This is a genomic window from Polaromonas sp. P1_F2, from assembly GCF_056405735.1.
This window is the reverse complement of record NZ_JBFUBN010000002.1, coordinates 68,106-85,774: the sequence shown is the minus strand read 5'-3', so window position 1 is coordinate 85,774 and position 17,669 is coordinate 68,106. Positions and strand designations below refer to the sequence as shown.

Sequence of the window (17,669 nt, the reverse complement as noted above, 5' to 3'; positions counted from 1 at the left end):
GTTGCTTTTATTTGCCCGACCGCTTGCCGAGCCGGTGCAACTAATTGTAATTTTTACGCGCGATGAAAGCTGTAACTTCGTCTTTTTGCGGGCAATGGCTGTTGGTTTTTGTCTGAAAAGTTAGCCCAGGAATCTCTGATCCTTAGAGCGCTATGGATATTGGCCGTGAATCAAACTGAAAGCTTGGCCGACACGTGAACCGAAGACAGATAAGCCCGGATTTCCCGGCCAAGATCTTCAAGCGCCGCAACCATGGGAATGTTGTAGTGCCCACACACGATATCGACGTTTCCCTTGCGCCAGTAACCAGGCGGGCAGCAGACCACGGCCTTGCGTTCCCGGGCCGCGAGGCCGAGCTCCAGCAAGGTGACGGGGGCTTGCGATTGCGGGGCAAAGTAAAACGCGATCATGCCTGCCGCTTCCATGGCGGCCAGCTCCCATTCGACCTGCTCACGAAACGGTGGAAAGCTGGCTTCCGCCAGCCAGCTTGAATCCCACTGCTCTCGGCGAGGGTTGAGCAAGATTCCTGGGCAATCTGCAAGAGACAAGGCCAGTTCCGCTTGCCAGTCAACGCTTTTCCCCAGGTCGATGGAGCCGGCCAGGAACACCGCCTTGTCAAGGGACAGGGTGGAAAGAGGGGTGGGTGGCTGGACAAGCTGCATAAGCGTGCGCGGCACCGCTCAAATGCGATCCGTCAATGAGAAGAAAAAATCCAGCATGTGGAAATGGTCGTCGTGGAAGCGGTCCTCCATGGCGGCCAGTTTCTCGATAGCAACCCACTCGACCGCCGCCGCATCATCCGCCGCCTGCACTTCAGGCAGGCTGCGCGAACCGAGGTCAAAAAAGTGTGCATGCGTGATCACGCGCCCGCGCAGGCTGCGGTCCGGGTGGTCAAACACGTGGACGGCTTTGAGGGCGTTTTTCATGTCGCCGCCCAGCAAACGCAGCTGGGTTTCTTCTTCGAGCTCACGCAGTGCTGACTGGTACACCGTTTCGCGTTGCTCGATGAATCCGCCCGGCACCGCATACAAGCCCTTTCCCGGGGAGCGTCCGCGCTGGATCAGCAGCACACGGCCGCTGCATTTGACGACCGCATCCACCGTCACAAAAACCGGTGCATAGGGCGAGCCGGCCCACTTCGCCTTTTCCTGTCTAAGGCTCTCCCACTCCTGCGCGAGTTCATGGAAGTAAGGCAAGGCCGCCCAGGTGCGAAGGAATGCAACGGTGCTGGCCGGCGCCTGGCTCACCAGGGCGGCAAGCGCCGGCTCCAGCGCGGCGCCTGCGTTGCCGAAGTAGGCGTCGCGCAAGGCGCTGGCATCTATCCTGCCTTGCGATTCGACGGCATCGAGCGTCCAGCCGGGGAAATTCTTCAAGTACTCGCTGGTCGCATCCTTGAAATGCCCGACGAGCACAGGGGAGGCACCGGCCTTTTCGCCGGCCAGTTCCGCCACGCCGTGCTTGACCGCCGACACCCAGCGATCCTGGTCATAGTAGTCACGCACAGGCAGAAAACGAACCCTGTCCCGGTCCGCCTCGGGCAAGGCCAGGCGGATCATTTCCGCCCGCTCCTGCCAGGTGAAGGGATTCTTGGGCGTGCGTGCCTGGTAAGCCGACCCCAGCACCACGATGCATAGCGGCGCCGCTTCGAGGGCTCGCCGCAGCAGCGCAAGCTGTCCGTTGTGAAAGATCTGGAAGCGGCCGATATAGACCGAGACCTCGTGTTGTCTGGAAGTTGATGTCATGGGAGCCTGATGAAGCTAGTTAAATTTGGCGGCAATCGGCATCTGGCGGCCGGAGCCAAAGGCCCGCGCGCGCAAACGGATGATGGGCGGCGCCTGCCGGCGCTTGTATTCGTTGCGGGCGATCATGCCCTTGATGCGTTCTGTCATCGCGAGGCCCTCGGGCTGCAGGCGCAGCTGCGCGACAAAGGCGGAAGCTTTCTCGTACTCCCAGCCGGCCAGGCGCCGGCCTTCGATCAAAAGCTTGAGCACTTCGTCGAGCACCGGGTAAGGCGGCAGGCTGTCCACGTCCTTCTGGTCGGGCGCCAGTTCCGCCGAAGGTGCTTTGTCGATGATGGCCTGCGGAATGATTTCCCTGCCTGCGGCGTCGTTGAGGTAGCTCGACAGGGCGAACACCTCGGTTTTGTAGAGGTCGCCGACCAGGCCCAGGCCGCCGTTGGTGTCGCCGTACAGCGTGCAATAGCCCACCGAGATCTCGGACTTGTTGCCGGTGGTCAGCAGCAGGTGCCCGAAGCTGTTCGAGTATTCCATCAGGATGGTGCCGCGCGCACGCGCCTGCAGGTTCTCCAGCGCGATGCCTTGCAGCGGCTGGCCGAAGGCGGTCTCAAAGCCGCCTGAAAACTCATTCACGATGCCGGCGATCGGATGGTGAAGCAGTGCCACCCCCAGGTTCCGGCACAGGATCTCGGAATCATCGACCGAGCCGGCCGACGAGAAGCGCGACGGCATGGTGATGGCCGTCACATTGGATGGGCCCAGGGCTTCGGCGGCGAGCGCCAGCGTCAAGGCCGAATCAATGCCGCCCGACGAGCCGATCACCGCGCGGCTGAAGCCACAGCGGCGCGCATAGTCCTGCAGGCCGAGCACGATCTGGCGCCGGTAGAACTCCATGGTCGGCAAGCCCTCGGCTGGGACCGCGACGGGCTCATCCCCGGCCAGCGTCAGAAAGCGGCCGTTCTCGAAGCGCAGGGTCGTCACGTCTTCGGTGAAACGTTCAGCCTCAAACACCACGCCCGCCTGCGGTTCCACCGCGAAGGACGCGCCGTCGTAGACAAGCTGGTCGTGCCCGCCCACCTGGTTGACGTAGAGGATGGGCAGCTGGTTGCGTTTGCTGGCGGCGCCGAAGATCTGGTGGCGCTGCTCGCGCTTGCCGATGTTGGACGGGCTGGCATTGATGGAAATCACCAGGTCGGGCGCGGCGTCGCGCATGCGGTCAAAGGGGTTGATCGCGTAGTCCAGGCCTTCGTCATTCCAGCCGTCCTCACAGATCAGCACGCCCACCTTGGCGTCGCGTATGCGCAGAACTTTCGCGACGTCCTGGCCGGGTTCGAAATGCCGGCGCTCGTCGAAGATGTTGTAGGTGGGCAGCAACTGCTTGGCATACTCGAGCAGCACCTCGCCGCCCTTGATCACGCACAGCGAGTTGCGCAGCTTCTTGCCCGGCGCTTCGCGGCGCGCGGGCAGGCCTATGACCCAGTAGAGATTCGGGATCTGGCGGGAGGCCAGCAGCAGGTCTTGCAGAGCCGCATCGACGCGCTCCATAAAACCCTCTTCTTCGAGCATGTCGCCGGGGTAATAGGCGGTGAGCGACATCTCGGAGAAGACAACGATGTCGGACTGGTCGGTCCAGGCCTTGCTGGCGGCCGTGACCATTTTGGCGACGTTGCCGGTGAGATCGCCTATGGTGAAGTTCAGTTGGGCGGCGGTGATTTTGAGCATGCGGTCCTCAAGCCCTTAAGTTGAAGCGGGGAAACGGAAGACCTGGCGCAAATAGGCCAGGAAGGTCTGGTCGTTGCACAGCGTCTTGCCCGGGCTGTCAGACAGCTTGGCCACGGGCCTGGCATTGGCGCCGGTGAGCTTCATCACGATGTTCAGCGGCACCAGCCCGACGTCGTTGGTCAGGTTGGTGCCTATGCCGAAGCCGGTCTGGGTGCGCGCGGCAAAGGCACGGTAAAGCTTGAGCGCGGTCGGCACGTCCAGCCCGTCCGAGAACACCAGGCGCTTGTTCTGCGGGTCGACGCGCAGCTTGGCGTAATGGGCGAGAGCCTTCTCACCCCACACAAACGGGTCGCCCGAATCATGGCGCAGGCCGTCGAACAGTTTGGCGAAGTAGAGGTCGAAGTCCGCCAGGAAGGCGTCCATGCCGACCACATCGGTCAGCGCCACACCGAGGTCGCCGCGGTACTCCTGCACCCAGTCCTCGAGCGCGGCACGCTGGAAGTCCCGCAAGGTCATGCCCAGCGCCTGGTAAGTTTGCAGGTATTCATGCGCCATGGTGCCTATGGGCACCAGGCTGAGTTCCTTGGCCAGCAGCACGTTGGAAGTGCCTTTGAAGTACTGCGGTATTTCACGCTTGAGGGTGGTGACCACCTCGGTCTGCCAGTCGCGCGAGAAGCGGCGCCGCACGCCGAAGTCAAAAAACTCGAAGGGGTTGCGCAGCGCGGGTTCTTTCTCGAAAGCGCGCAGCATGCCTATCTTGTCCTGCAGGCGCTTACGCCCTTCCGCCAAAGCGGCGGCCTGGTCGGAGCGGCGGAAGTACAGCTCGTTGACGATGGCCAGCACAAAGATCTCGAAGGCCATGGTGTGCACCTGCGGGCCCACGGCCTTGATCACCAGCGTGGGGCCGTCGGCCGTCGCCTTGATGAATTCGCGCTGGAATTCAAAGATGCGCAGGAAGTCCACAAAGTCGCTCTTGATGAAACGAAGGCCGCGCAGGTAGGCCAGTTCCTCAGGCTGGAAGCGCAGGGTGCAGAGATGGTCGAGCTGCGCATTGACCTCCGCCAGCAACTCGCTCAAAGGGTAGCCCGGCTGGTTGCGGCAGACAAATGTGTATTCGGCTTCGGTCTGCGGATGCCTGTGCAGCATGGTCTGCCACATGGTGAACTTGTAGAGGTCGGTGTCTAGCAGGCTTTGGATGATGGGTTGCATAGTGGTTTGTGTTGGAAAGGGATGCCGTTCAGGCGTTGGCTTGGAGGGCTTTCAGGATTTCCGCGCTGCTCACGCTGGCATGGCCTTGAGAGCATCCCGGACTCGGGTGAGCACGCGACCCAGCTTGTTTTGACCCAGCCACTGCTCGGGGTCCAGGCAACGAGGGTCGGACTCTTCCAGGCCGATGCCCCATACGACATCATCAGGGCATGCCTCGACCAAGAGGGTGTCGGCGGTAGCCAGAAGAGCAGCCTTGCGGCCTTCGTCCTGTGAGAATTTCGCAAGCAGGCCCGGAAACATCAGGTCTTCCGCCTGAACTTGCCAGACAGCGTCGACGTAACCCACGACCTGCCGGCCGAGCGCCTTCTGCTTACGGGGGTTGGGTTCAGCCATGATGAGCTCGGCGGTCGAGAGGTCCCCGAATAGCATTGCCTTCGCAAACATCATGTACTGCTCACTGCAGTTGAAAGTCCGGCCACCAACGGCGAAGTCGCCCCGGTTCCAGTTGCTGAACACCTCGCTCGTTCGCCAGAAAAGAGTCATGCCGGCAATAGTTCGCATCGTTGTCTTTCTTGAATGGGTAATAAGTCATCTTGCATGGGATGGCTTTATCCGGGGGGGAACGCTGTTAGCCGTTGGCCTGCAAGGTACTTAGCACGGCCGCGCTGGTCGACAGCACCACGCCCCGGCCGGCCATGTCGTCCAGGAAGGCCTGGTGCTGGGCTTCAAAACCGCCGACCGGGCTCATGCAGTCGGTCAGCAGCAGCACCTTGCCGGTCTTGCCGGAGGGCAGGTTTTCCACGATGTGCTCGGTGGTCGCTTTCACGCAGTGGCTGCTGGCCTCGCCGGCGATGATGAGCAGGTCCGCCTGGTCCAGCGACGCGATCAGGGCCGTGTTGAGCTGCGTCGCCGGGTCTTCTTCATCCGGCACCTCGGCCTGCATGGCGCTGTAGTGTTCCGTCCAGGGGTTGCTGCCCTTGCCGATCTTTTGCACCATGGCCAGGCGGCTGTCTTCCCAGGCGTTGTAGGCGGCCTTCACGGCGGGGTGAACGTTGTGGCCCCAGCTGCCGATTTCGCAGTGCACCGGCCAGACCATCAGGGTGTAGCGCCCGCGCCGCTCGAGTTCGTCGATGTAGGCCAGGGCCCTGGGCAGCATGGCCGCATCTTTGGGCAGGTAATCGCCCTTGCGCACCTGCGCCGCCGTGATCGGCGTGAACGGCCCGACGGCCGCGCCGGCGCCGGTCTTCCAGAAGGTCGGGTGAGCAATGTCAAACCTGTGGTGGGAGTCCAGTGTCACGCCGATGGCGGAGATGCCGGACGCGCCTTCACGGATCAGCGTGGCCAGGCGCAGCATGTCGGCATGGGCGCCCGCCACGGGCAAAGCCGGCGGCGTGGCTTTCCCCGTCACCGGGTCGACGGGCAGCCAGCCGGCCGGCAGGTCGCAAAAGTCGTTTTGCGGGTCGATGATCAAAAGCTGGATGTTTTTCTTCATGCTGTCCTCCGTTGAGATGGCTCGGTTGAGATTGATTAACTGCACTGCCGCCGATTCTGCTGGATTACCTTATAGGTTGTACTAAACAACCTATTTATAAGTTGCATAATACAACTTAATTCAAGTTTGTCAAACAGGAGCCGGAAAAACATGGCGACCAAACCCAAACACCTGGACTTTGAAAAACCGCTGACCACGGTCGACGTGGTGATCTTCAGCGTGCTGGACGAGCAACTACAGGTGCTGCTGGTCAAGCGGCCCACCGGTCCCCAAGAGCCGTTTCCCGATGCCTGGGCCCTGCCCGGCGGCTTTGTGGATGTGGACAAGGACGACTCGCTCGAGGCCTGCGCCAGGCGCAAGCTGCTCGACAAGACAGGCGTCAGGAGCCCCTACCTGGAGCAGCTGGGCAGCTGGGGCGGCAAGACGCGTGACCCGCGCGGCTGGTCGGCCACGCACGCCTACTTTTCGCTGCTGCCCGCCGACGCCGTGAAGCTGGTGCAGGACGAGGCCAAGCCGGCCAAGTGGCATCCCGTGGACGAACTCTCGCCCCGCAAACGGCTGGCCTTCGACCACGGCGACATCCTGCAAGCGGCGCTGGAGCGGCTGCGCAACAAGGTCGAATACACCTCGCTGCCGGCCTTCCTACTGCCGGAGCCGTTCACGCTTCCGCAGTTGCAGAAGATGTATGAGGTGGTGCTGGGCCGGCCCATCGACAAAAGCGGGTTTCGCACCCGGGCGCTGGCGGCGGATTTCCTGAAAGAGGAGGGCTTTCTCGACGTGGGATCGCCCCGGCCTGCCATGGGCTACAGCCTGAAGGACAGGCGCGCCGTGATGTATTTTCCGAGGACTTTCAGTCCGCGTAGCTAAGAGCTCGCCTGAGCAGCGGTTTGCCTGATGTAAACCGTCTCAACAGGCAGCCGCAGGTTCGGGTCCTCATCCTCGGCTTGCAAGCGTTGCGATGCGACAAAGCTGCTCATGTCGATAACCTCCAGCAGTTCGTCCGTTGCCATGGCGCGCAGGGCCTCCCCGCGCAAGCCGAGTTGAATGGCCCGGCGAGCGAGCTTCGCGCCCGATGGCGCGTGGTCCGGGTCCCACTGGCGCCTGACGTTCGAAGCCGCAACGGCGGCCTGCCAGGCTTGCGGGCTGGCGTAGGCCTCGCTGTCGAACGTCGACGGCACGGCAGCCGCCAGCAGGGAGTCAAAGAAGGTGCGCCTCAGCCTCAGGCCCAGAACCCCCTCCTGCCCTTCCTTGCCGCCCCAGCCTGAGCGGTACATCATCCATAAAAAGTTTGGCTTGATCCAGCTCATGCGGCTGAAGCTGAAGTCAGGGCCCCCCAGTTGTCCATGCTGGATGGCGTATGCGGCCGTGCTGGGCCGGTAGGCCTGGTACACGACGATGGTCTCCGCGTCGTGGTGCGCCAACACATGCTGTCCCTCTGCCGGCCATGAGCGTCGCTGTTCCATGTGAGGAGCGGTAGCCAGCTTCACTCAAGGCTCCCGGCTTCGACGACGCTGAGGTAAACCGGCGGCACGTGGTCGGTCAGCCACACATTGTTGTCGGACCGAAAGAACAGATAACCCTCAGCCGACATGCGCCGGCTGTCCACGGCCAGCAGGACGGGCTGGCCGTAGCGCCCGCCCACGGCGGTGGCCGTTTCGCGGCTTTCGCTCAGGTGCACGTGATGGCGCTGGCGTTTGCTCAGGCCCTCCGCCAGTATTGCGTCGAGGAAACGCGATGCGGTGCCGTGATAAAGCCTGGCCGGCGGCGCCGCGGGCGGCAAGCCAAGCTCGACATCGACGGAATGGCCCTGGTTGGCGCGGATGCGCAGCCCGTCTTCGCTGAAGGCGAAGCGCTTTTTATCGCTGGTTTCGACGACCTTTTCGAGCAGCGCGCGGGAGAGGGTGTGATGGGCGGAAGCGGCCTTGGCGAGCAGTTCGTCGACGTTGGCCCAGCCGGCGGCATCAAGTTCAAGCGCTATGGTCGATGGCTTATGCCGCAAGACCAGGCTCAGGAATTTGCTGGTGTTGGTGAGTTGTTGTGGTGTCATGATTTTCCTTTTTATTGTTATGGATGGATCTATAGGTTGCTTTGAACAAGCTATAGAGTTGCATAGTACAACCAAACAAACGAAGAGGCAAGTCCACGAACTTTTGTATTCCACTGTATCCACCCCTCCCCGCGATACCCGGCCTTACGCAGCGCCCCGCACACGACACACCAGGGATACCTCAGGGCCTTCCAATGCCTGCATGGGCCGGCGATTTTCTTGTCGCCGCCTGTCACTCCACTCTGAAGGACCCGACCATGAACGCTCGCCGCCAATTTCTGGCCACTGCCGCCGTCGCGACAGCCGCCGCCTGTGCCACGCCCTATGCCTCGGCTTTCTTTTCACTGGGGCGCACGCCCACCGCGGCGCCGGAGTTCGCGGGCATCGACACCTGGCTCAATTCGGCGCCGCTGCGCATGGCGGACCTGCGGGGCCAGGTGGTGCTGGTCGACTTCTGGACCTACACCTGCATCAACTGCCTGAACCACCTGCCGTCCGTGAAGTCCTGGCATGAAAAGTACAAGGACAAGGGCCTGGTGACGGTCGGCGTGCACACGCCCGAGTTCGCGTATGAAAAATCGACGAAGAACGTGCGCGAGGCGATGGAGCGCCTGGGCGTCAAGCATGCGGTAGCGCAGGACAACAGCTACGCCACCTGGCGCGCCTTCAGCAACAACTACTGGCCCGCCGTCTACCTTGTCGACAAAAAAGGCATGATCGTCTACAGCCATTTCGGCGAGGGACGTTACGCGGAGACCGAGAAGACCATACAGGCGCTGCTGGCGCAGTGAGATCGCCCTCCCCAGGGCCCTGGCGCAAAATGCCGGGGTGACGAATTTTCCAGGACGCAGCCATGCAGCAGCCAGACCACATCCTCATCGTTGACGACGACCGCGAAATCCGGGAGCTGCTGGGCAGCTACCTCGAAAAAAACGGCCTGCGCGTGACCAAGGTGGAGTTGGGCCGCCACATGCGCGCCGCGCTGGAAGACGTGGCGGTGGACCTGATCGTGCTCGACCTGATGCTGCCCGGCGAGGACGGCCTGACGCTGTGCCGCGACCTGCGCGCCGGCAAGCACAAAACCATTCCCATCCTGATGCTGACCGCGCGCAACGAAGAGGCCGACCGCATCCTGGGCCTGGAGATGGGCGCCGACGACTACCTGGCCAAGCCTTTCGCGGCGCGCGAGCTGCTGGCGCGCATACGTTCGGTGCTGCGCCGTACGCGCATGCTGCCACCGAACCTGCAGGTCGATGAACCATCCCACCTGCTGTCTTTCGGCGACTGGCAGCTCGACACCACGGGCCGCCACCTGCTGGACGCCAGCGGCACGCTGGTGCCGCTCAGCGGCGCCGAGTACCGCCTGCTGCGCGTCTTCCTCGACCACCCGCAGCGCGTGCTGAATCGCGACCAGCTGCTGAACCTCACGCAGGGGCGCGACGCCGAATTGTTCGAGCGCTCCATCGATCTGCTGGTCAGCCGCCTGCGCCAGCGCCTGGGGGATGGCGCGCGCGAGCCGCGTTATATCAAGACGGTGCGCAGCGAGGGTTATGTGTTCAGCGCCGCGGTGCAGGGCCGGCCGGAGGCCGCATGACAGTGAAACCGCGCGCCTGGCCGCGATGGCCGCGAAGCCTGTTCGCGCGCCTGATGCTGATCCTGCTGCTGGGCATCCTCGCCGCCCAGGCCATGTCCTACCTGCTGGTGATGTATGAGCGAGGCATGGTGGGCCGCGACCTGATGCTGGACAACCTCGAAAAAGACATCACCAGTTCCGTCGCCATCCTGGACCGGGTGCCGGCGGCCGAACGCGCGGCCTGGCTACCGCTGATAGACCGCAAGAATTACCGCTACCAGCTCGACGGCGGCATCACCGAGCAAGGCGGCGACAACGAGATCGTGGCGCGCGTCAGCGCATCGATCGCCAATGCGGTGGACAAGCGCTACGGCACCACCGTCAATGCCATCCCCGGCGACCCCAAGCGCGTGCACATCCACCTGCGCCTGAGCGACGGCGCGCCGCTGACCATCAACCTCTGGGCCGCGGCCACGCCGATCTCGCCCTGGCTACCGGCGCTGATGCTGCTGCAGCTGTCGCTGCTCGCCGTCTGCGCCTTCTTCGCGGTGCGCATCGCCACCCAGCCGCTGCGCCGGCTGGCCCATGCGGCCGATGCGCTGGGCCCCGACCTCAAGGGCACGGCCCTGCCCGAGGGCGGCCCGACCGAGGTGGCGCGCGCCTCCAGCGCCTTCAATGCGATGCAGCGGCGCATTGCCGGCTACCTGACCGAGCGCACGCAGATCCTGGCCGCGATTTCGCACGACCTGCAGACGCCGATCACGCGCATGCGCCTGCGCACCGACCTGATGGACGACGAGGCGCAGCGCGACAAGCTGCAGCACGACCTCGATGAGATGGTGGCCCTGGTGCGCGAGGCGCTGACCTATGCGCGCAGCCTGCACGGCGCCGACGAGGCCCCGCGCAGGGTGGATCTCGACGCCCTGCTGGACACGCTGCGCTGCGACTACGAGGACGCCGGCAAGGCGGTGCGGGTGGACGGGCGCGTCGGCCACCCGGTGATGAGCCGGCCGCTGGCGCTGCGCCGCATCCTGACCAACCTCAGCGACAACGCGCTCAAGTTCGGCACCGAGGTGGAGCTGGCCGTGCGCGTCGATGCCGATGAGGGCATCGAGATCCGCGTGCTGGACCGCGGGCCCGGTATCCCCGAGTCCGAACTTGAGGCCGTGCTGCAGCCTTTTTACCGTGTGGAAAGTTCGCGCAACCGCGACACCGGCGGCACCGGCCTGGGCCTGGCCATCGCGCAGCAGCTGGCCGCTTCCATAGGCGCGCGCCTGAGCCTGGCGAACCGCCCCGGCGGCGGCCTAGTCGCACGGCTGGTGATGCCGGCGTCTTCGGCCACAGAGTAAGGCGCACGAAAAAGCCGGCCTGCCCGATCACTCGGGCAGGCCGGCTTTGCCTTATGTGGATCTGCGAACCCTGCGGGACTCAGGCCAGGTTGATCTCCACGTCGATATTGCCGCGCGTGGCCTTGGAATAAGGGCACAGCTGGTGGGCGGCATCGACGATGGCACGGGCCGTCCCAGCGTCCAGGCCGGGCAGGCTCACGTTCAGGCGTGCCTGCAGGAAGAATGCGTCGCCGGCGGTGCCCAGGTCCACTTCGGCATCGACAGCCACACCGGCCGGCAGCGTGACTTTCTGCGTGGCGGCGGCGCGGCCCATGGCGCCTATGAAGCAGGCCGACCAGCCGGCGGCGAACAACTGCTCGGGGTTGGTGCCTGTGCCCGCACTGCCGGGCGGCGACAGCTTGATGTCCAGGCGGCCGTCGGTGCTGCGGGATTCGCCGTTGCGCCCGCCGGTGGTGTGGGTCTTGCCCGTGTACAGGACTTTGTCGAGGAGGTTGATGGCGCTCATGGTGTTTTCCTTTTTAAACAATTGAAGAAGTTGAAAAATGCATCGCTCGCGAAGCACAAGATGAATTACAAAGGGGCGGCGTATCCCCGGTATCTCGTAAACGCAATGTTCTGTACGCACCAGGCGGCTGGACACACTGCGGTACAAATCTCCGGCGCATGGCGATAGCGGTGGCAGCGGTGGTTTGCATCTTCTCTTCCGAAGAAAGGCGGGGTGTTTTAAGCGCCGCTGGCCTCCACCCCCGCCCTCCCCCAGAGGGGGAGGGAGTAAGAGCGGCACGCTGTGATGACGCTGGTGATTTGCTCCTTCCCCCTCTGGGGGAAGGCTGGGATGGGGGCTGGCGGCGCTCAGCCCTGCTCGCGGCCCGCACGCCAAACCACCGCCGGGCGGGAGCTGATGCACTGGCAGCTGAGCGGGTTGCGCAGCTCATGCGCGAAGCCGCTCGCCAGAAAGGTCAAGGCCATCCAGAGTTTTTTCATGGTGTGAGGGTCCTCAAGGTTGATGAAAATTGAAGCGGCTCAGCCGAAGGTGAAGGCATACACCTGTGCGCCGGGATCGAGGAACTCGATCTCGAACAGGTGGTCGCCCGCCGAGGCCGGCAGCCTCACCAGCTGGTACAGGCGGTGCGCATCAATCACGCCGCTGCCGTCTGCCGCGATGTCGGTGCCACGGTTTTGGGCCGGCGGCCGGCCGTTGACCCGCACACGAAAGCGCACCGGCGCCGCGCCGGCTTCGCGCCCCAGCACCAGATGCAGGTCGCGCGCGCGAAAGCGGTAGGCCAGGCGTGCGCCGGCTTGCGCCGCGACGGCGCGCTCGGCCTCCACCGTCCACTCGCCGCCCAGCGTCCAGTGGTTCAGCCTGACACTGGCAGCCGCCTCATAGCCATACCGGCGATCGGGCTGAAGTCCGCCCTCGGGCACAAAGTTGACAGCGCGCTCATGGCCCACATAGGTTTCGCCGGACATCACCCGGCCGCCGGGCGCGGCCTGCACACCTTCGCCCTGCACGGCCACCAGCCCGGTGTCGCGCGTGCCCTTGCCGTTTTTTTCGGCCAGCAGCTTCTGGATCAGCCGCTCAGACGCCTCGTACTGCCCTTCGCCGACCACCTGATGCCGCACCCTGCCCTGGGCGTCGACAAAATACAGCGCCGGCCAGGACTGGTTCTCGAAGCCGCGCCAGACGGCATGCTTGCTGTCGATGGCGACGGGATAGTTGATGCCCAGGTCTTTCACGGCCAGTCGCACATGGCCTTCATTTTTTTCAAACGCGAACTCCGGCGAATGCACGCCGACGACGACCAGGCCGGCTTCCCGGTACTTGTCGGCCCAGGCCCGGATGTAGGGCAAGGTGCGCAGGCAGTTGATGCACGAATAGGTCCAGAAGTCGACCAGCACCACCTTGCCGCGCAGGTCCGCGGCCGCCAGCGGCGGCGTATTGATCCAGCCGGTCGCGCCGGCCAGCGGCGCGAAAGTTCTGCCGCTCCAGTCCGCGGGGGCGGACGGCGCGCCGGGGTTGGCGACGAGCGTGATGGTTTCGGGCGCGGGTGCTTCAGCGTCCGCCGCGCCGCCTATGCCCGGCTCTTGCGATGCCTGGGGCTGGAAGGCATTGATGAGCGCCTGCTCTATTCCCGAGGTGCTGCTCAAGGACAGGCGGCTCAGCAGCCCGGTATCCAGCCCCGTGGCGATCAGCGCCACACCGGCCAGCACCGCCGCGCCCATGCCGCGCCGCGCCCAGTGGCTGATGCCCAGTGAACGCCGCAGCAAGGCATACACACGCCCGCCGGCCAGCAGCGACAAGGCCAGCGAGGTCGCCGCGCCGCCCGCATAGGCCAGCAGCAGCAAGGAGGTGCCCGCGTTCGCGCCCTGGATGGCCGCACCCGTGAGGATCAGGCCCAGCACCGGCCCCGCGCACGGCGCCCACAACAAACCGGTGGCCACACCGAGCAGCAGCGACGACAGCAGAGAAGGATCGCCCGACGTGCCGCCTTCGCCGCCTTCACTGGAAGAGGCCAGACGCGCGCCCAACGCCACCAGCGGCCTGGACAGCCAGTCGGCAAAGCCCGGAAACATCAGCGTCAGCGCGAACACGGCCAGCAGCCCCAGCGCCGCGGAGCGGCCGTATTCATTGGCCTGCACCGCCCAGCCGCCACCCACGGCGGCGAGCGTGGCCACCGCCGTGAAGGACAGGGCCATGCCCAGCAGCAAGGGCAGGCCGTTGCGCAGGAAAGGCCGGCCGGCACGCGCCAGCACAAAAGGCAAAACAGGAAGAATGCAGGGGCTGACGATGGTCAGCACACCGGCGGCGAAAGCGAGGAGGAGGAAAGTCATGGTCTGGCGGGTTCAGGAGTGGGCACCTCCGTGATTGAACCGCCCTTGCGTATCCCCGCTGTGTCACCCCGGCCGCCTTATGGCATGCGGCTGTATCCGCGGCCGGCGCGGATACACAGACATACAAAACCCTCAGAAGCCGTTCACCGTCTAAGGCTTGACCGTCAGCCCCGGCTTGCTGGAAGACATGGTGTTGGCATTGGTGTTGCCCGGCGCGCTGACACCCTGCGGCGCCGGGTTGATCACCTTGACGACCACCGTGGTGGCGGGCCCGCTGCTTTTGCAATTGCCCGCGGGCGTTGCGCTCGCCGTGTAGTTCTTGAACGCGTCGTAAGACGACATGGACCCCGTGCCGTAGACATAGACGGCGTTGAAAGGCAGCTCACCTTCAACATCCACGGCGTAACCGTCACCGCCGCTGAGCTTGAGCTTGCAGTGGCCGCTGCCTTCGAACTTGAAGCTCAAAGGCTTGCCCGCGACAACTTCGCTCGCGGTGGCCTTGAAGGTGGTGAAGGTGCCGGGCGCGGAGACGACCAGCTTGGGAACGGCGGGCGCGGTGCGCGTTGCCGGGGCCGGCTGGGCCAGCGCGGCATCGGCGGCGGCCAGGCACAGCAGGGTGGCGGCCAGTATGTGTTGTGTGTTCATGGGTGGATCCTTGCCGGGTGGTGAGTGAGTCGAAAGTTCCGTGCGGCGCTTTGCCTTGCACGGATATGAGTCGGCGTAAAGAGGCCTAAGGTTCAAGCTTGTGCTTCCGCACAAAAAACTTACCCTCAGTTGCTGTGGGCTACCCTGTGGATAAAGTCCGGCGACAGTCCTGAAAGCCGCGCCGGTACTGACGTGCCAGCGAGTGCTCAAAAATTGACCACCCGGCGGCCTTATCTTTCTAGGGGCTTTTGCGGGCCGTGGGCACCAAAAGCAGCGGACCCTTGGGAAGCACCAGGCCGCTGGCCGCCGCCTTGTCCGCCGCGGCCTTGTCGGCGGCGGTTTTGGCATCGGCCTTGGCGGCATCCGCCACGCAGGCGTGCTCCGCCTTGACGCGTTCGGCGGCATCGACGATGGCGGGCCTGGCGCAGTTGCGCGCCGCATCGGCCGCGCTGAAGTTCATCTGTTGCAAGGCGTCGCCGGCGCTGATGCAGACCCGGATCTTGTCCAGCGGGTTTTCAATGCGCGAAGGCCCGGCACCGACACCGGCGCCCGAGGGCGGACACCAGTTCATCGTGGCCTGCTGCGGCAGGCAGCTGTCGAGTGCCGCCTGGCCCGGCAGCGTCGGCTGGGGAATGTTGCGGTACACCATCTGCTGGGTGTGCTGGGGTTCGCTCAAAAAGCCGGGCGACACATGGGCCCAGGAAATCAGGTGCGAGAGCTTCGCATACTGGTCGCAGGCGTTGTTGCAGCTCGCGCCCAGCGCGCCCGGGGGAATCGCCGCGGATGCCAGCACCTGGCCGCTGACGGCCTTGTCCTTGAGCAGTTGCGTGTGCAGCTTCTGGCTGGCCAGGTTGGCCAGGGCCGTCATGCACTGGCCCCTGAAAAAATCCTCGCTGACCGGAATGCCGCTGCCGGCCGGGGGCGGCGTCGCCACGCCGCTGCCGGTGCCGGGCGGAGGGGTCCCGCCTTGTGTGCTGCCACCCTGGGCCAGGGCCGCGCCGCAGGCGGCCACCAGGGCCAGGGCGGTGATCAGTGATTTGTACATGGGTGTGCCTTGCTGCTTGCGCGGTTTGCTTGCACGCTTATTTGGCGATGGCATCGCCCACCACCACCATGGTGCCGTCGCCCGCAATGCCGGTGTTGTTGCTGCCAGAGATCACGCCGCAAGCTTCGCGCTCGGCCTGCGTGGTGCTGGGCCCGCCCTCGGTCATGGAGATCCTCACCTGGTAGGTGCCCGGCTCCAGCAGGAAGGTCGCGACGCGCGGCCAGGCGCCCGTGCCGTATTGCACCGGGCCCTTCTTGAAGTAGGCGTTGCCGTTCTGGCCTATCAGCACCGTGGTCGCGCACTGGGTTTCCAGGCCGGTGCCGAAGACCTTGACGGTCAGCGGTGTGCCCGGCTTGACCTGGGTGGGCGACTGGACCTGGGTGATTTTGGTGTGCGGCACCGTGATGTTGGGCTTGGTGGTGGCGGCCACCGGCGGCGGCAGTCCCTGCAGGCTGGGGCCGGCGGCGCCGGCGGGCGCGGGTGTCGCCGCCGGCTGTGATGCGCGCGGCGCGGGCGCCGTTGCACCGCCGGTCGCGGCATGGGCCATCAGCGGGAGGGCCAGGGCCAGCAGGCTGGCGGAAAGAAATTTGGGGTTCATGGTGGTCTTTCGTGAAGGGTGAAGAAGGTGCTCGCGCCGCCCGGGATCAGTTGTCGACGCAGGTCGGGTCTATCTGCTGGCCGTTTTTCTTGGCGCAGGGTTTCGCGGGAACAGCCGGCTTGGGTTTGGGCGGTGTAGCTACCGGCACGGCAGGCTTGGGAGCGGCCGGCAACACCAGCACCGGGTTGAACTGGATCGGTTCGGTCACCGTGACCTTGGGATTGAGGATGCCGCAGGCGCTGGCACCGTTGTCCTTGACGTACAGCGTGTAGCTGCCGCCCTTGGTGTACTTGACCTTGACCGGCCATTTGAAATTGTTGTAGGGGCTGAAGTTGACCGCGCCGACGCTGATGATGTTCAGGTTGTCGCCCAGGGCGACCGACACGTTCTGGCAGATACCGCTGCCGGCGAGTTCCAGCGTGATCTCCTGGTTGACCGCGGCGGTCGAGCTTGCCGGCGTGACGCCGGTGAACTTGGCTTGCACCGGGTAGGTGTAGACCACGACCTGGGCCTGGCCCAGGCATTTGAAGCCGTCGGCCGCGGCCACCTTGATGGTCTGGTTGCCGCCGTTCGGGTAGCTGTGGCTGGCGTTCAGCGGGAAGCTGCCTGACACCGGTTCGGGCGACGAACCATCACCCCAATTGACGAAAGCGCGCTCGCATGCGCCGCCGGGGCTGCCGTTGACCATGATCTTGGCGCCGGTCTTCTCGGGGTTGGCATAAGCCACCTGCATGCCCGTGATCTTGCTCATCGCGGTGGCATCCTGCACCGTCGTGTTGAACTGGGAAACGGCGCTGCCGTAGCAGGTGGCGCCGGTCGCCTTCACGCTCTGTTTGTAGACACCGGCCTGCGCATAGACATGGGAGGTCTTGATCGGGAAACCGCCCGAAATCTGCTGCGCCGGCGTGCCGTCGCCGAAGTCCAGCGCGGCGCCGTCGCAGCTCCTGTAGTCGACGCCGCCGACCAGGATGTTGACCGGCTTGCCCTGCGCAACGATATTGGTTTCCGCGTTGACGCTGCCGATCCGGCTGGCGTTGACCTGGACGTTGAAGGTCTTGGACGGGCCCTCGCAGCGCGAATTAAAAATGCCCTGCCCAACAATCATCGTGAAGCCCTCACTGATGGGGCCCATGGCCGTCGAGGGTACAAAACTCAGCTTGCCGTTCTGGACCTGCCCTCCCCCCTCCATGGAGAACGCGGAGACGTTGGAAGAGATCTTGATCATGCAGGAGGGATCGGTCACACCGGCGAAGCTCAGCGTGATGGGCTCGCCCATCTTTGGCGTCAGCGTGTCGATCTGGATGTCGCTGTAGTTCGACCCCGCCGCATGGGCATGCGCCCCCAAGGCAAGTGCCGTCACGGCGGTGAAGAGTTTGGCTTTATTCATGGTGTTCTGTCGGTTTCTGGAGTTTTAAAAATTG

Annotated in this window: 19 protein-coding genes; 4 read left to right on the top strand and 15 right to left on the bottom strand. The window is 64.5% G+C overall.

Annotated elements, in window-relative coordinates; translation table 11 throughout:
* Positions 1-170: 170 nt before the first annotated feature.
* From AC1D0O_RS04355 to AC1D0O_RS04330, 6 genes are all read right to left on the bottom strand, one after another.
* The gene (locus tag AC1D0O_RS04355; RefSeq protein WP_477652328.1) at positions 171-662 is read right to left on the bottom strand and encodes a nucleoside 2-deoxyribosyltransferase domain-containing protein; all 492 of its coding nucleotides are present in this window, start codon (positions 660-662) and stop codon (positions 171-173) included.
* 18 nt (positions 663-680) lie between these two features.
* Entirely contained in the window at positions 681-1,742 is a 1,062-nt protein-coding gene (locus AC1D0O_RS04350) for an NUDIX domain-containing protein (RefSeq protein WP_477652327.1), read from the bottom strand.
* Positions 1,743-1,757: 15 nt separating this feature from the next.
* Positions 1,758-3,458, bottom strand: coding sequence for an NAD+ synthase (locus tag AC1D0O_RS04345; protein WP_477652326.1), 1,701 nt, complete (start codon positions 3,456-3,458; stop codon positions 1,758-1,760).
* Between the two features lie 15 nt (positions 3,459-3,473).
* Complete coding sequence (gene pncB, locus AC1D0O_RS04340) at positions 3,474-4,667, bottom strand: nicotinate phosphoribosyltransferase (RefSeq protein ID WP_477652325.1); 1,194 nt, start codon at positions 4,665-4,667, stop codon at positions 3,474-3,476.
* Between the two features lie 69 nt (positions 4,668-4,736).
* Positions 4,737-5,228 carry an NADAR family protein gene (locus tag AC1D0O_RS04335; protein WP_477652324.1) on the bottom strand — a complete coding sequence of 164 codons (492 nt, stop codon included), beginning with the start codon at positions 5,226-5,228 and terminating at the stop codon, positions 4,737-4,739.
* Positions 5,229-5,295: 67 nt separating this feature from the next.
* On the bottom strand, positions 5,296-6,159 hold the full coding sequence (locus AC1D0O_RS04330; protein ID WP_477652323.1) for a cysteine hydrolase family protein: 864 nt from the start codon (positions 6,157-6,159) through the stop codon (positions 5,296-5,298).
* 150 nt (positions 6,160-6,309) lie between these two features.
* Here AC1D0O_RS04330 and AC1D0O_RS04325 point away from each other — a divergent pair, with 150 nt between their 5' ends.
* Entirely contained in the window at positions 6,310-7,026 is a 717-nt protein-coding gene (locus AC1D0O_RS04325; protein WP_477652322.1) for an NUDIX hydrolase, read from the top strand.
* Here the strand turns inward: AC1D0O_RS04325 and AC1D0O_RS04320 are convergent.
* The gene (locus AC1D0O_RS04320) at positions 7,023-7,622 is read right to left on the bottom strand and encodes a DUF4291 domain-containing protein (protein ID WP_477652321.1); all 600 of its coding nucleotides are present in this window, start codon (positions 7,620-7,622) and stop codon (positions 7,023-7,025) included. The genes AC1D0O_RS04325 and AC1D0O_RS04320 overlap by 4 nt on opposite strands.
* A 20-nt stretch (positions 7,623-7,642) precedes the next feature.
* Positions 7,643-8,206, bottom strand: a complete 564-nt coding sequence (locus tag AC1D0O_RS04315; RefSeq protein WP_477652320.1) for an RNA 2'-phosphotransferase — start codon at positions 8,204-8,206, stop codon at positions 7,643-7,645.
* A gap of 257 nt (positions 8,207-8,463) precedes the next feature.
* Here AC1D0O_RS04315 and AC1D0O_RS04310 point away from each other — a divergent pair, with 257 nt between their 5' ends.
* From AC1D0O_RS04310 to AC1D0O_RS04300, 3 genes are all read left to right on the top strand, one after another.
* On the top strand, positions 8,464-8,997 hold the full coding sequence (locus AC1D0O_RS04310; RefSeq protein ID WP_477652319.1) for a thioredoxin family protein: 534 nt from the start codon (positions 8,464-8,466) through the stop codon (positions 8,995-8,997).
* A gap of 62 nt (positions 8,998-9,059) precedes the next feature.
* Positions 9,060-9,800 carry a response regulator gene (locus AC1D0O_RS04305; RefSeq protein WP_477652318.1) on the top strand — a complete coding sequence of 247 codons (741 nt, stop codon included), beginning with the start codon at positions 9,060-9,062 and terminating at the stop codon, positions 9,798-9,800.
* Complete coding sequence (locus AC1D0O_RS04300; protein ID WP_477652317.1) at positions 9,797-11,128, top strand: ATP-binding protein; 1,332 nt, start codon at positions 9,797-9,799, stop codon at positions 11,126-11,128. The genes AC1D0O_RS04305 and AC1D0O_RS04300 overlap by 4 nt, the downstream gene beginning before the upstream one ends.
* Before the next feature lie 79 nt (positions 11,129-11,207).
* Here the strand turns inward: AC1D0O_RS04300 and AC1D0O_RS04295 are convergent, their stop codons facing one another.
* From AC1D0O_RS04295 to AC1D0O_RS04265, 7 genes are all read right to left on the bottom strand, one after another.
* A complete protein-coding gene (locus tag AC1D0O_RS04295) occupies positions 11,208-11,633 on the bottom strand; it encodes an organic hydroperoxide resistance protein (RefSeq protein ID WP_477652316.1) in 426 nt (141 codons plus the stop codon).
* Between the two features lie 347 nt (positions 11,634-11,980).
* Positions 11,981-12,112, bottom strand: coding sequence for a hypothetical protein (locus tag AC1D0O_RS04290; protein WP_477652315.1), 132 nt, complete (start codon positions 12,110-12,112; stop codon positions 11,981-11,983).
* Positions 12,113-12,151: 39 nt separating this feature from the next.
* The gene (locus tag AC1D0O_RS04285; protein ID WP_477652314.1) at positions 12,152-13,960 is read right to left on the bottom strand and encodes a cytochrome c biogenesis protein DipZ; all 1,809 of its coding nucleotides are present in this window, start codon (positions 13,958-13,960) and stop codon (positions 12,152-12,154) included.
* 150 nt (positions 13,961-14,110) lie between these two features.
* Complete coding sequence (locus AC1D0O_RS04280; RefSeq protein WP_477652313.1) at positions 14,111-14,605, bottom strand: hypothetical protein; 495 nt, start codon at positions 14,603-14,605, stop codon at positions 14,111-14,113.
* A 238-nt stretch (positions 14,606-14,843) separates the two neighbouring features.
* Complete coding sequence (locus tag AC1D0O_RS04275; protein ID WP_477652312.1) at positions 14,844-15,650, bottom strand: hypothetical protein; 807 nt, start codon at positions 15,648-15,650, stop codon at positions 14,844-14,846.
* A 37-nt stretch (positions 15,651-15,687) separates the two neighbouring features.
* Complete coding sequence (locus AC1D0O_RS04270) at positions 15,688-16,248, bottom strand: hypothetical protein (protein ID WP_477652311.1); 561 nt, start codon at positions 16,246-16,248, stop codon at positions 15,688-15,690.
* Positions 16,249-16,294: 46 nt separating this feature from the next.
* On the bottom strand, positions 16,295-17,635 hold the full coding sequence (locus tag AC1D0O_RS04265; protein ID WP_477652310.1) for a hypothetical protein: 1,341 nt from the start codon (positions 17,633-17,635) through the stop codon (positions 16,295-16,297).
* Positions 17,636-17,669 lie beyond the last annotated feature (34 nt).

Excerpts from the sequence above, each read along its gene's own strand:
- AC1D0O_RS04295 (WP_477652316.1), bottom strand. The coding sequence starts at position 11,633 with ATGAGCGCCATCAACCTCCTCGACAAAGTCCTGTACACGGGCAAGACC.
- AC1D0O_RS04320 (WP_477652321.1), bottom strand. The coding sequence starts at position 7,622 with ATGGAACAGCGACGCTCATGGCCGGCAGAGGGACAGCATGTGTTGGCG.
- AC1D0O_RS04285 (WP_477652314.1), bottom strand. The coding sequence starts at position 13,960 with ATGACTTTCCTCCTCCTCGCTTTCGCCGCCGGTGTGCTGACCATCGTC.
- AC1D0O_RS04275 (WP_477652312.1), bottom strand. The coding sequence starts at position 15,650 with ATGTACAAATCACTGATCACCGCCCTGGCCCTGGTGGCCGCCTGCGGC.
- AC1D0O_RS04300 (WP_477652317.1), top strand. The coding sequence starts at position 9,797 with ATGACAGTGAAACCGCGCGCCTGGCCGCGATGGCCGCGAAGCCTGTTC.
- AC1D0O_RS04270 (WP_477652311.1), bottom strand. The coding sequence starts at position 16,248 with ATGAACCCCAAATTTCTTTCCGCCAGCCTGCTGGCCCTGGCCCTCCCG.
- AC1D0O_RS04350 (WP_477652327.1), bottom strand. The coding sequence starts at position 1,742 with ATGACATCAACTTCCAGACAACACGAGGTCTCGGTCTATATCGGCCGC.
- AC1D0O_RS04315 (WP_477652320.1), bottom strand. The coding sequence starts at position 8,206 with ATGACACCACAACAACTCACCAACACCAGCAAATTCCTGAGCCTGGTC.
- AC1D0O_RS04325 (WP_477652322.1), top strand. The coding sequence starts at position 6,310 with ATGGCGACCAAACCCAAACACCTGGACTTTGAAAAACCGCTGACCACG.
- AC1D0O_RS04335 (WP_477652324.1), bottom strand. The coding sequence starts at position 5,228 with ATGCGAACTATTGCCGGCATGACTCTTTTCTGGCGAACGAGCGAGGTG.
- AC1D0O_RS04345 (WP_477652326.1), bottom strand. The coding sequence starts at position 3,458 with ATGCTCAAAATCACCGCCGCCCAACTGAACTTCACCATAGGCGATCTC.
- AC1D0O_RS04305 (WP_477652318.1), top strand. The coding sequence starts at position 9,060 with ATGCAGCAGCCAGACCACATCCTCATCGTTGACGACGACCGCGAAATC.
- AC1D0O_RS04280 (WP_477652313.1), bottom strand. The coding sequence starts at position 14,605 with ATGAACACACAACACATACTGGCCGCCACCCTGCTGTGCCTGGCCGCC.
- AC1D0O_RS04310 (WP_477652319.1), top strand. The coding sequence starts at position 8,464 with ATGAACGCTCGCCGCCAATTTCTGGCCACTGCCGCCGTCGCGACAGCC.
- AC1D0O_RS04355 (WP_477652328.1), bottom strand. The coding sequence starts at position 662 with ATGCAGCTTGTCCAGCCACCCACCCCTCTTTCCACCCTGTCCCTTGAC.
- AC1D0O_RS04330 (WP_477652323.1), bottom strand. The coding sequence starts at position 6,159 with ATGAAGAAAAACATCCAGCTTTTGATCATCGACCCGCAAAACGACTTT.
- AC1D0O_RS04290 (WP_477652315.1), bottom strand. The coding sequence starts at position 12,112 with ATGAAAAAACTCTGGATGGCCTTGACCTTTCTGGCGAGCGGCTTCGCG.
- AC1D0O_RS04265 (WP_477652310.1), bottom strand. The coding sequence starts at position 17,635 with ATGAATAAAGCCAAACTCTTCACCGCCGTGACGGCACTTGCCTTGGGG.
- pncB (WP_477652325.1), bottom strand. The coding sequence starts at position 4,667 with ATGCAACCCATCATCCAAAGCCTGCTAGACACCGACCTCTACAAGTTC.